Source organism: Pantoea sp. sgz302252 (genome assembly GCF_047713085.1).
Lineage (GTDB): Bacteria > Pseudomonadota > Gammaproteobacteria > Enterobacterales > Enterobacteriaceae > Scandinavium.
Genome location: NZ_JBLFJW010000011.1, coordinates 81,235 through 92,667, shown reverse-complemented (window position 1 = coordinate 92,667; position 11,433 = coordinate 81,235). Strand labels below are relative to the sequence as shown.

The 11,433-nt window shown below is 52.4% G+C and carries 12 protein-coding genes; 10 read left to right on the top strand and 2 right to left on the bottom strand.

Annotated elements, in window-relative coordinates; translation table 11 throughout:
- Positions 1–2: 2 nt before the first annotated feature.
- Genes fliL through lafU form a run of 4 tightly spaced genes read left to right on the top strand, consistent with a single transcriptional unit; the run spans position 3 to position 3,084 of the window.
- Entirely contained in the window at positions 3–470 is a 468-nt protein-coding gene (gene fliL / locus ACLW56_RS10775) for a flagellar basal body-associated FliL family protein (RefSeq protein ID WP_330983775.1), read from the top strand.
- Positions 471–489: 19 nt separating this feature from the next.
- Entirely contained in the window at positions 490–1,206 is a 717-nt protein-coding gene (locus ACLW56_RS10770; protein WP_330983774.1) for a FliA/WhiG family RNA polymerase sigma factor, read from the top strand.
- A 28-nt stretch (positions 1,207–1,234) separates the two neighbouring features.
- Positions 1,235–2,098: a flagellar motor stator protein MotA gene (gene motA, locus ACLW56_RS10765; RefSeq protein ID WP_330983773.1), complete on the top strand. Its 864-nt coding sequence runs from the start codon at positions 1,235–1,237 to the stop codon at positions 2,096–2,098.
- Between the two features lie 2 nt (positions 2,099–2,100).
- Positions 2,101–3,084, top strand: coding sequence for a putative lateral flagellar export/assembly protein LafU (gene lafU / locus ACLW56_RS10760; RefSeq protein WP_330983772.1), 984 nt, complete (start codon positions 2,101–2,103; stop codon positions 3,082–3,084).
- A 427-nt stretch (positions 3,085–3,511) separates the two neighbouring features.
- Here the strand turns inward: lafU and zur are convergent, their stop codons facing one another.
- Positions 3,512–4,033 (bottom strand): zinc uptake transcriptional repressor Zur, encoded by a 522-nt coding sequence (gene zur / locus ACLW56_RS10755; RefSeq protein ID WP_330983771.1) that lies wholly within the window; start codon positions 4,031–4,033, stop codon positions 3,512–3,514.
- Positions 4,034–4,158: 125 nt separating this feature from the next.
- Here zur and ACLW56_RS10750 point away from each other — a divergent pair, with 125 nt between their 5' ends.
- The 4 genes from ACLW56_RS10750 (at position 4,159) to pspG (ending at position 7,644) form a co-directional block, all read left to right on the top strand.
- A complete protein-coding gene (locus tag ACLW56_RS10750) occupies positions 4,159–4,647 on the top strand; it encodes a cupin domain-containing protein (RefSeq protein ID WP_330983770.1) in 489 nt (162 codons plus the stop codon).
- A 176-nt stretch (positions 4,648–4,823) separates the two neighbouring features.
- A complete protein-coding gene (gene traF / locus ACLW56_RS10745) occupies positions 4,824–6,134 on the top strand; it encodes a conjugal transfer protein TraF (RefSeq protein ID WP_330983769.1) in 1,311 nt (436 codons plus the stop codon).
- A 132-nt stretch (positions 6,135–6,266) separates the two neighbouring features.
- Positions 6,267–7,265: a tRNA dihydrouridine(20/20a) synthase DusA gene (gene dusA, locus ACLW56_RS10740; protein WP_330983768.1), complete on the top strand. Its 999-nt coding sequence runs from the start codon at positions 6,267–6,269 to the stop codon at positions 7,263–7,265.
- A 136-nt stretch (positions 7,266–7,401) separates the two neighbouring features.
- Entirely contained in the window at positions 7,402–7,644 is a 243-nt protein-coding gene (pspG, locus tag ACLW56_RS10735; protein WP_330983767.1) for an envelope stress response protein PspG, read from the top strand.
- 170 nt (positions 7,645–7,814) lie between these two features.
- Here the strand turns inward: pspG and ACLW56_RS10730 are convergent, their stop codons facing one another.
- Entirely contained in the window at positions 7,815–8,798 is a 984-nt protein-coding gene (locus ACLW56_RS10730) for a quinone oxidoreductase (RefSeq protein WP_330983766.1), read from the bottom strand.
- Between the two features lie 80 nt (positions 8,799–8,878).
- Here ACLW56_RS10730 and dnaB point away from each other — a divergent pair, with 80 nt between their 5' ends.
- Both dnaB and alr read left to right on the top strand, forming a co-directional pair.
- On the top strand, positions 8,879–10,294 hold the full coding sequence (gene dnaB, locus ACLW56_RS10725) for a replicative DNA helicase (RefSeq protein WP_330983765.1): 1,416 nt from the start codon (positions 8,879–8,881) through the stop codon (positions 10,292–10,294).
- Between the two features lie 45 nt (positions 10,295–10,339).
- Complete coding sequence (alr, locus tag ACLW56_RS10720; RefSeq protein ID WP_330983764.1) at positions 10,340–11,419, top strand: alanine racemase; 1,080 nt, start codon at positions 10,340–10,342, stop codon at positions 11,417–11,419.
- Positions 11,420–11,433 lie beyond the last annotated feature (14 nt).

The window sequence follows — 11,433 nt, the reverse complement described above, 5'->3', positions numbered from 1 at the left end:
AGATGAAGAAAATTGTTGTAGCAAGCATGGTAAGCGCCGTTTTGGCTTTGAGTGTTGGGGCCGGGTGGGTAGGGGCTCATTTTATGATTAAGAGTAATTCAACGGCGGGAGTTAAATATGACAAAGTGGTTGACGACAATCATCAGGATGAAAGCAGCAGTATTTTTGTTTCGTTACAGGAAACGGTTGTCACATTTCATGACAGTGAAGGTGATGACCATTACATGTTGATTGGATTAGTCATGGTGGCGGATTCAGATAAAAGTGCTGAGAAAATTAAAAAAGAAGAACCGTTGTATCAAAGTATTACGGTTAACCAACTTTCCGATATGAAATATGAAGACGTTCGTGTGCTGAAAATATCCGATATCCGAAAGAGAGTATCTGACACGCTGAAAAATGAATTGTCGCTGCGGGGAATGGCAATGCCTTATAAGGATATTTTGGTGAAAAAAGTCGTGTTCCAATAGATGCCGGTCTGGAAATAAAATGATACAGGAAGCTTACGAGTCAGAAGACTTTCATGTGGCATCGGTTTTAACGCCGCAGGAAGAAAGCCATTATTTACAGGCTTACCTGCCATTGGTGCGCAAAGTGGTACGCCAGCTTGCGCCTCAGTGTATATGCGTACTGGACAGGGACGATATGGAGCAAACGGCGTTAGTCGGGTTGCTGAATGCCATTCGCCGTTATGGGATGCCCGATGAAGGTTTTGCGGGTTATGCCGTACACCGTATTCGTGGCGCAATACTGGATGAATTACGCCGCCTCGACTGGCGGCCACGTCAATTACGCCAGAAATACCATCAGATTAAAGATCTGATCCGTCATTTGCGGAAAACGTTCGGGCGTGAACCGGTGTGGGAAGAGCTTTCCCAACAGGGCTTATCCTCAGCGGATTATCTGGAGTTCCAGCAACTGGACGGAGCGGAAACACTGGCAAGCCTGGATGAACTTCTGAGTGGTGATAGCGCCATTGTACCGCTGGAAGGAAGGGGGCCAGAAGAGCACATTGTGACCCAGGATATGCTGCGTTATGCACTTGAGCAACTCAGCAGAAAAGAGCAATGGGTACTTTCAATGTACTACCAGCACGATATGAATTTAAAAGAGATCGCATTGGTGTTAGGGCTGACTGAAGCCAGAATTTGTCAAATGAATAAAAAAATCACGCAGAAAATTCGTGATTGTTTATGTCCGGATTAACAATTCCGAATTGAATGCGGAGGATGTGATGCAAAAAATTCTAGGTTTATTGGTGATTTTAGGCTGTGTATTTGGCGGTTATTTCGAAGCGGGTGGAGAGTTGATTGCAATCTGGCAGCCAGCAGAAATTATTATTATTCTTGGTGCTGGTCTTGGGGCGATGATTATTGGTAATCCGGTGCATGTTCTTAAAGGGATTATCCATCAGATCAAAGGCGTTATCAGTAAAAAAACAATGGGGCCGGATTTTCAGCGCCAGTTGCTGATGTGCCTGTATGAGCTGCTGGAAATGGTACAGGACGGCGGGCTTCGTATGTTGGATCAACATATCGAACAGCCGGAAGAGAGTGCCGTTTTCCAGAAATACCCGCTAGTGTTGATGCAGAAACGTCTGGTGACCTTTATTGCGGATAACTTTCGTCTGATGGCGATGGGGAAAATTGATGCTCATGAACTGGAAGGTATTCTGGATCAAGAGCTGGATACTGCGGAAGAGTCGCTACTCACCCCTTCACGCTCGCTTCAGCGTACCGCTGAAGCGATGCCAGGATTCGGCATTTGTGCTGCGGTACTGGGGATCATTGTTACGATGCAGTCTATCGATGGTTCCATTGCGCTGATTGGTCTGAAAGTGGCGGCGGCGCTGGTGGGGACGTTTCTGGGCGTGTTTATCTGCTACTGCCTGATGGATCCATTGGCTAATGCGATGGAGCAGCAGGCGCGCGCAGAGCATTCGTTGCTGGAATGTGTGCGTACTGTGCTGGTGGCTCAGGCAGGTGGGAAACCCACGCTGCTGGCTGTGGATGCTGGCCGTAAACTCCTGCATCTGGCCTCCAAACCGTCCTTTGCCAACCTGGATGCGTGGGTGAATGCCATGCTGGAGCAAGAATAAGTATGCGAAAGATGGCTGATCGTCGTAATCGTAGTGCCAAGACCACGATTATCCGGCGACAAATTAAAAAAAATCATGCAGGGCACCATGGTGGTGCGTGGAAAGTGGCCTTTGCCGATTTTACGCTGGCGATGATGGCGCTTTTCATGACGTTGTGGATTGTGAACAGTGTCAGTAAATCCGATCGCGAAGAGATTGTTGCGGCGTTGCATGGGCAATCTATTTTCAATGGGGGTGGGATGGCCCCTCTAAATTCACTCAGCAGTGTACCCAGGAGGGGGAGTAAAGAGCAGAGTAAAGATACTTTGCACAACATGCAGGACAAAACCTCTCGCCCGCAGAAAATGGCACAAGTTACTGAAGAGAACGCCAAAAAAGCGTCGGACGTGAATCAAAAGATGGTCATTATGAAGCAAAAGTCAGTTCGTGAGCTGGGTGAGTTAGCCACTGATATCAATGTCATCGCCCGCAATGCACATATGGAAACCAATCTGGAAATGGAAATTGTTCCACAAGGGCTGCGTGTCTTAGTTAAAGACGATCAGAACCGCAGCATGTTCGAACGGGGAAGCGCGAAAATAATGCCGTTTTTTAAATCACTGCTTGTCGAACTGACACCGGTTTTTGATTCCCTGGACAATAAGTTAATCATTACCGGGCATACCGATGCTATCAGCTATAAAAGCAATATCTATAACAACTGGAACCTGTCAGGTGACAGAGCATTATCGGCCCGCCGTGTAATGGAAGACGCAGGTATGCCGTCGGATAAAGTGATGCAAGTGAGTGCGATGGCGGACCAGATGCTTCTGGATAACAAAAATCCGGAAAGTGCTGGTAACCGGCGTATTGAAATTATGGTTCTTACCCAGAGCGCATCTGATACCCTTCATCAGTATTTCGGCCAGCATGGTGAAAAGATTGTTCAGCCGCTGATCGAAAAGCTTGATATGCATGCCTCAGCGATATCGCAACCAAAGCGCTGAGACTGAAGTGCCTCGGGGATCCAGGAGACCAGGATTTATAAAGCGAACGCACCATTGGTGACACTCCCCTGGCGGATGATAAAAGTCAGTACTGACATCTGTATGTGGATCACTGATGCGCCCCGGTTCAGTCAGTGGTGCATTTTCCGTTCCGGCTTAACTCCCTCACAGAAGTTATCAGGCGAAGCCTCAGATTGCTGACAAAGAAGGAAAAAGCGTGGTTTTTCCTTCTTTAATAATCATAAAGCCGACGAAAGTGCCAGATAATCAGGTAAATTCACCTGCCAGACGGGAAAAATGGTGACGATATGCCTCGAACCGATGCTCTGTCAGCATGGCCGGTAATTGGCCATGGCAATAATCAGATTTCCTGACAGAGATGCAAACTGGCAATGGCAGTTCGCGGTAGCAGTAATTATTATCACTCTTATTTCTGGCCCGGCTTCCTTTTGATTTGAATGGTGTGGTCGTGCCCGCAGCAATCCTGTGTTGCACAGGCTTCCACTTCAACACACTCCGCACACAAGCCATGGGCTTCAAGCACATTATGGCGCAGCGCAAATCCCATTCGCGCGGCCAGTTTATGCATGATGTCTTCTAAGCCGTCGGCAACTTCTTCTTTTACCCCCCCACAACGGTCGCAAATAAACATCGCCGAGCTGTGCGAAGGGTGATCAATCAGATGACACAACACATAGCTGTTGGTGGACTCAACCTTGTGGACAAAACCCTGTTCGAGTAAAAATTCCAGTGCCCGATAAACGGTGGGTGGCTTCGCCTGTGGCTCACTGACTTTCAGCAGATCGAGCAAATCGTAGGCGCTGATCGCCCCTTGCTGAAGCGTCATCAGGCGCAGCACTTCCAGGCGCTGCGGAGTCAGGCGCACGCCGCGCTGAGCGCAAAGCCTTTCGGCATGCGTGAGCATATCCTGGGGAGTGGTCTTGTCCATCGGCGTCCTCGAATCAGCTAAAAAGTAAACCGCTACTTTATCATGTTATGGCACAAACGCCGATAACCTGCCGGGTGTGTGCTATACATGACGCAAGACAACAGGGAAAAAATCCCGGGGGAAAGATGAAACGACCCGACTGCATTCGACACTGGCGTGACCTGGAAGAGCCAGATAACTCAACCTATCCCGACAGCCCTGAGCTCTTTTCCATCGGTGCGCCCCTGGCGCGTAAGCTTGGGCTGCGTCACTTAGGCATTCACCACGAACGCCTGCCGCCGGGCAGACGCACGTCTTACCCGCATGCCGAAAGTGATGAAGAAGAGTTTATCTACGTGCTGGAAGGCCACCCGCAGGCATGGATAAACGGCTATCTCTGGCAACTGGAACCCGGCGACAGCGTCGGATTTCCGGCCGGAACGGGCGTTTGCCACACGTTTATCAATAATACTGAGGAAGAGGTGTGTCTGCTGGTCGTTGGCGAAGCCAATAAAAAGCACAATCGCATCTACTATCCGCTGAATCAGGAGTATGCCGCGACCCGCCAGGACCGTTGGGTTGACCATCCACCGCAGTTTTTTGGCCCACATGACGGTAAACCCTCGCGAAAATAACAATCTCATCTATAAATATTGAGGGGCGTCACATATTCCTACGATAACACGACGCCCCTTAACGCAAATCGGCCTAACAGGCTGCTTTTTACATCGTTATTCACAGCAATAGTTCGCCCCTTTTCAGCCGATAACTGAACAGGGATAAACGTTCACCTGCAAATAACGAGTCTATCGTGAAAAAAAATATCAAATATTCTGTGGTGTCTGCGGCAGTTTCGCTTTTTATGGCAAATCAGGCGGGAGCGGCAAATACGTGGTCAGAAGCGAGAAGTGATGCGATGGGGGGAACCGGGGTTGCGTCAGCCAGCTATGGCAGCGCAGTGTTGATTAACCCGGCGCTATTGGCAAAATCCAAACCTGACGATGATGTCTCTGTCGTTATTCCGTCGGTTGGCGGACAGATTACCGACAAAGACAACCTTCGCGATCAAATTGACGATATCAGCAACGATATCGACCACTACAGGAGCGTGCTGGATAACATCACGCCGACGGATATTCTGATCAATCCCGGCGATACGTTAAATCAATTCCAAAGCGCCGCAGGCGATTTAGCCGGGCAACTGGAAGATTTACGAGGCAAAACCGCGCGTGCGAATGCTGGCGCTGGTATTGCTGTCAGCGTGCCGACCTCTGCTGTATCACTGGCGTTTGTCACCAGGGCCTATGCGCATGCCCGTGCCAGCTCCAATATCGATCAGAGTGATATCGACTATCTGCGTAATATTCAGAATTCTGATCCTTTTGCTGCATCACAGGCGGCTAACGCACTGATTAACGGCAGCGATGCGCTGACCAATAATCTCAATTCAACTGCATCAGGCAAGGCGGCTATTGTTTCCGATTACGGCATCGCAATCGCCCGTAAATTTGATATCGGCGGTGTGCCGGTTTCCTTTGGGGTGACGCCGAAACTGCAGCAAACCTGGCTCTATAACTACACGACGTCCATTGATGATTATCACAGTGATGACTGGAAGAAGAGTAAGTATCGTAATGACGATACCGGCTTTAACGTGGACGCAGGGATTGCAGCAGACTTTGGCGAAAACTGGACCGTGGGTTTAAGCGGACAAAACCTGATGTCGCGTGATATCGACACCAAAGATGTTCGTATCACCAACAATTCAACCGGCGTGACCACCAACTACAAAGACACCTACCAAATTCGCCCACTGGTGACAGCAGGCGTGGCGTGGCACACCGACCTGGTGACGCTGAGCGCGGACGGCGACCTGACGGAAACCAAAGGATTTAAGAGCGAAGATAATTCCCAGTACGTTGGCGTTGGGGCGGAAGTGACGCCGCTGAGCTGGCTGGCGGTGCGTGCGGGTTATCGCGCGGATGTGAAAGGCAATGACAGCAACGTCTTCACGGCGGGTGTTGGTTTCGCGCCGCTGAACACTGTTCACGTCGATCTGATGGGGCTGTACGGCGAAGATCAAACCTGGGGTGCGGGCGTGCAACTGGGTCTGACCTTCTGATTTTGTCGAGTGGCGCTACGCTCGCGTGCCCTTTGTAGGCCCGTGCCAGCGTAGCGCCGCCGGGCAATTCCTCTGCGCTTCCTTTGTGCTATAGTAGCGCCCCCCATTTAACCGGACGCTCAAACTTTCACCATGCTGCCAGAAACACAATCCCCCGCTTTTCCTGCACACCGCTTCTCCATCGCACCGATGCTCGACTGGACGGACAGGCATTGTCGTTACTTCCTGCGCCTGCTTTCGCGCCACACGCTGCTGTACACCGAAATGGTGACCACCGGGGCGATTATTCATGGCAAAGGCGACTATCTGGCGTACAGCGAGGAAGAGCATCCGTTGGCGTTACAGCTTGGTGGGAGCGATCCGGCGGCGTTAGCTCATTGTGCGAAGCTGGCTGAAGAGCGCGGGTATGATGAAATCAACCTGAACGTTGGCTGCCCGTCCGATCGGGTGCAGAACGGCATGTTCGGTGCCTGCCTGATGGGTAATGCACAACTGGTGGCTGACTGCGTAAAAGCGATGCGCGACGTGGTCTCCATTCCGGTCACCGTCAAAACGCGTATTGGCATTGACGATCAGGACAGCTACGAATTCCTCTGCGATTTCATCAATACCGTTTCCGGCAACGGCGAATGTGAGATGTTTATCATCCACGCGCGTAAAGCCTGGCTTTCTGGCCTGAGCCCGAAAGAAAACCGCGAAATTCCGCCACTCGACTACCCACGTGTTTATCAGCTCAAGCGTGATTTCCCGCATCTGACGATGTCCATCAACGGCGGCATTAAGTCTTTGGCGGAAGCCAAAGAGCACCTGCAGCACATGGATGGCGTGATGGTCGGGCGCGAGGCGTATCAAAACCCAGGCATTCTGGCGACCGTTGACCGTGAAATCTTTGGCGTTGAAGGCGCGGATGCTGATCCTGTCGCCGTCGTCCGTGCGATGTATCCGTACATTGAGCGCGAGCTGAGTAATGGCACTTATCTGGGCCACGTCACGCGCCATATGCTGGGTCTGTTCCAGGGCATTCCGGGCGCGCGCCAATGGCGTCGTTACCTCAGCGAAAACGCCCACAAAGCGGGAGCCGATATCGACGTGCTGGAGCAAGCGCTGCAACTGGTGGCGAATAAGCGTTAAAAACTCGCTAACAGTTAGTCAAATTGACCACACCTCGCAGCCGCTTGCGGGGCGTTTTTGTAGTAATTCAATGCGTTAAGTTTGGCATGGTTTTTGTAAGGGTTATCCCAGTTGCGTTATCTTGAGGGACATAGCCATGTTTGAACTGTTATTTATCATTGGATTTTTCGTCATGCTGCTGGTGACTGGCGTGTCTGTGCTGGGCATTCTGGCGGCGATTGTGGTGGCTACTGTGCTGATGTTCTTTGGTGGCCTGATAGCGCTGATGATCAAATTGCTACCGTGGCTGCTGCTGGCGGTCGCCGTGGTGTGGATTATCAGAGCGGTGAAAGCACCAAAAGTGCCGCAGTATCGCCGCGACGATCGGTGGCGTTATTAAGGGTTTGCGGAGTTCGTCACAACCTGGAAAGGCCAGCATAGGCAGCGCGTCATAACTCTGTCATGCTTACCAGACTAACGAATTCATCGCGCTGTACCCTACATACAGCGAACGATAAAAAAACAGGGCTTCCTTCGGGAAGCCCTGATAATTTGTACCGACCCGCACTCTTAAGGGATCAGCAAGCTAGACCCTTCTGTCGCCCGGCTCTCCAGAATCTGATGCGCTCGCTGTGCATCCTTCAACGGATATTTCTGCGCGTCAGCCACATCCACTTTGATAACGCCGCTGGCTATCAGCGAAAACAGCTCATTGCTCGCCTCGGCCAGTTCTTCGCGGTTAGTGATGTAACCCTGAAGAGAAGGGCGGGTCACGTACAGTGACCCTTTCTGGTTCAGGATCCCCAGATTCACGCCTGTTACCGCACCGGAAGAATTGCCAAAACTGACCATCAGGCCGCGGCGCTGCAAGCAGTCGAGCGACGCTTCCCAGGTATCTTTGCCGACCGAGTCGTACACCACCCGCAGTTTTTTGCCGTTGGTGATTTCTTTCACTCGCTCAACCAGATTTTCTTCACGATAATTAATGACCTGCCAGGCTCCGGCCTGTAACGCGCGCTGTGCCTTCTGCGCCGAGCCAACAGTACCAATCAGCTGTGCCCCCAAAGCTTTCGCCCACTGGCAGGCGATAAGCCCCACGCCACCGGCAGCCGCATGAAACAGGAACGGCTCACTCGGTTTGATTTCATGCGTTTTGCGCAGCAGATAGAACACCGTCAGTCCTTTCAGGAAAGAAGCCGCCGCTTGTTCATAAGAGATGGCTGAAGGGAGAATGGCGGCTTTATCGGCAGGCACATTGTGCACGGTACTGTAAGCCCCAAGAGCCGATTGTGCGTAGACCACGCGGTCACCCGCTTTGATGTGTTTTACGCCGCTGCCGACTTTACTGACCACCCCTGCCGCTTCGGTACCAAGACCGCTCGGCAGCGCGGGCGGTGGGTAAAGGCCGCTGCGAATGTAAGTATCTATATAGTTGATTCCGATGGCTTTGTTTTCCACCTGAATCTCGTTCTCTTTGGGGTCGGTTGGGGTAAATTCTGCGGGCTTAAGTACCTCAGGCCCACCGTGCTGATGAAACTCAATTCGCGTTGCCATGCTATCCTCCAGATATCGTTTAGGAGCATCAGATATGATAATCTTACGGCCCACTCTTTAACCCGGTAACTCCATTCACTATGGCAGGAAATAAACCCTTCAACAAACAACAGACTGAACCCCGCGAGCGCGATCATCAGGTCGCAGGGTTGAAAGTACCGCCGCACTCGATTGAAGCGGAACAGTCGGTGTTGGGCGGTTTAATGCTGGATAACCAGCGCTGGGACGACGTTGCCGAACGCGTCGTAGCGGAAGATTTTTACACCCGTCCGCATCGCCATATTTTCACCGAAATGGCGAAGTTGCAGGAAACCGGCAGCCCGATTGACCTGATTACGCTCGCGGAATCGCTGGAGCGGGAAGGGCAACTGGACAGCGTCGGCGGGTTTGCCTATCTGGCAGAACTGTCTAAAAACACGCCAAGTGCGGCGAACATCAGCGCTTATGCAGACATCGTACGTGAACGTGCCGTTGTTCGTGAGATGATCTCTGTGGCGAATGAAATCGCCGAAGCCGGTTTTGACCCACAAGGGCGCACCAGTGAAGACTTGTTGGATCTCGCTGAGTCCCGTGTTTTTAAAATCGCGGAAAGCCGTGCCAATAAAGACGAAGGCCCGAGAAACATCGCCGACGTGCTGGATGCCACCGTTGCGCGTATCGAACAGCTGTTCCAGCAGCCGCACGATGGTGTCACTGGGGTCAACACGGGCTATGACGATCTGAACAAAAAGACCGCCGGTTTGCAGCCGTCGGACTTGATTATCGTGGCTGCTCGTCCGTCGATGGGTAAAACCACTTTTGCGATGAACCTCGTCGAAAATGCGGCGATGTTGCAGGATAAGCCGGTGCTTATCTTCAGTCTCGAGATGCCCTCTGAACAGATCATGATGCGTTCTCTTGCCTCGCTGTCGCGCGTCGATCAGACCCGTATTCGTACCGGTCAGCTTGACGATGAAGACTGGGCGCGTATCTCCGGCACCATGGGCATCTTGCTCGAAAAACGAAACATCTACATTGATGACTCTTCCGGCCTGACGCCGACAGAAGTGCGTTCCCGCGCGCGCCGTATTGCCCGTGAGCACGGCGGCATCGGGCTTATCATGATCGACTACCTGCAATTAATGCGTGTGCCGTCGCTGTCGGATAATCGTACCCTTGAGATTGCTGAAATTTCTCGCTCCCTCAAGGCGCTGGCGAAAGAGCTGCATGTACCGGTGGTGGCGTTGTCGCAGCTTAACCGCTCTCTGGAACAGCGCGCGGATAAACGCCCGGTGAACTCGGATCTGCGTGAATCAGGCTCCATCGAGCAGGATGCCGACTTGATCATGTTTATCTATCGTGACGAGGTTTATCACGAAAACAGCGATCTGAAAGGGATAGCCGAGATTATCCTGGGTAAACAGCGTAATGGCCCTATCGGCACAGTACGCCTGACCTTTAACGGACAATGGTCGCGTTTCGATAACTACGCAGGCCCACAATACGACGACGAATAAATCCTCGGCCGAGGATTCGATCATTTTTTAAGGCAAGGAATTCAAATGCAAGCGGCAACTGTTGTCATTAACCGCCGCGCTCTGCGACACAACCTGCAACGCCTGCGTGAACTGGCACCCGCCAGTAAGCTCGTTGCAGTCGTGAAAGCGAACGCCTACGGACACGGTCTTCTGGAGACCGCGCGAACGCTCCCCGACGCCGATGCTTTTGGCGTCGCCCGCCTGGAAGAGGCTGTGCGCCTGCGAGAAGGCGGCATTCGCCAGCCTGTGCTCCTGCTGGAAGGTTTTTTCAATGCCAGCGATCTGCCACTGATTTCCGCTCAGGGTTTTCAAACGGCCGTCCACAACCCTGAACAGCTCGAAGCGCTGGAGCAGGCTGATTTGCCTGAACCCATCACGGTCTGGATGAAACTCGACACCGGTATGCACCGCCTCGGCGTTCGCCCGGAAGAAGCCACTGCGTTTTATCAGCGTCTGAGCCAGTGCAAAAATGTGCGCCAGCCGGTGAACGTGGTCAGTCATTTTGCGCGTGCAGATGAGCCTGAATGTGGCGCGACCGAACAGCAGCTCGACATTTTCACCACCTTTACCGAAGACAAGCCGGGCCAGCGTTCCATTGCCGCTTCCGGCGGCATTCTGCTGTTCCCACAGTCGCATTTCGACTGGGTTCGTCCGGGCATTATTCTCTATGGCGTATCGCCGCTGGAAGGCAAACCGTGGGGCGAGGATTTTGGCTTCAAACCGGTGATGTCGCTGACCTCCAGCCTGATCGCAGTACGCGAACATAAAGCCGGTGAACCCGTCGGTTACGGTGGAACCTGGACCAGCGAACGTGACACGCGTCTCGGCGTAGTGGCGATGGGCTATGGCGACGGATATCCACGCGCGGCACCAACAGGCACACCAGTGCTGGTCAACGGACGTGAAGTGCCGATTGTTGGCCGTGTGGCAATGGACATGATTTGCGTCGATCTGGGGCCAGAAGCTCAAGAGAAAGCAGGTGATAGCGTCGTGCTTTGGGGCGAAGGCCTGCCGGTTGAACGTATCGCAGAAATCACGAAAGTAAGTGCTTACGAACTTATCACGCGCCTGACGTCACGGGTGGCGATGCAGTACCTTGACTAACGCGATGGGATTTA

Coding starts and splice junctions, on each gene's coding strand:
- fliL (WP_330983775.1), top strand. CDS start 3: ATGAAGAAAATTGTTGTAGCAAGCATGGTAAGCGCCGTTTTGGCTTTG.
- ACLW56_RS10770 (WP_330983774.1), top strand. CDS start 490: ATGATACAGGAAGCTTACGAGTCAGAAGACTTTCATGTGGCATCGGTT.
- motA (WP_330983773.1), top strand. CDS start 1,235: ATGCAAAAAATTCTAGGTTTATTGGTGATTTTAGGCTGTGTATTTGGC.
- lafU (WP_330983772.1), top strand. CDS start 2,101: ATGCGAAAGATGGCTGATCGTCGTAATCGTAGTGCCAAGACCACGATT.
- zur (WP_330983771.1), bottom strand. CDS start 4,033: ATGGACAAGACCACTCCCCAGGATATGCTCACGCATGCCGAAAGGCTT.
- ACLW56_RS10750 (WP_330983770.1), top strand. CDS start 4,159: ATGAAACGACCCGACTGCATTCGACACTGGCGTGACCTGGAAGAGCCA.
- dusA (WP_330983768.1), top strand. CDS start 6,267: ATGCTGCCAGAAACACAATCCCCCGCTTTTCCTGCACACCGCTTCTCC.
- pspG (WP_330983767.1), top strand. CDS start 7,402: ATGTTTGAACTGTTATTTATCATTGGATTTTTCGTCATGCTGCTGGTG.
- ACLW56_RS10730 (WP_330983766.1), bottom strand. CDS start 8,798: ATGGCAACGCGAATTGAGTTTCATCAGCACGGTGGGCCTGAGGTACTT.
- dnaB (WP_330983765.1), top strand. CDS start 8,879: ATGGCAGGAAATAAACCCTTCAACAAACAACAGACTGAACCCCGCGAG.
- alr (WP_330983764.1), top strand. CDS start 10,340: ATGCAAGCGGCAACTGTTGTCATTAACCGCCGCGCTCTGCGACACAAC.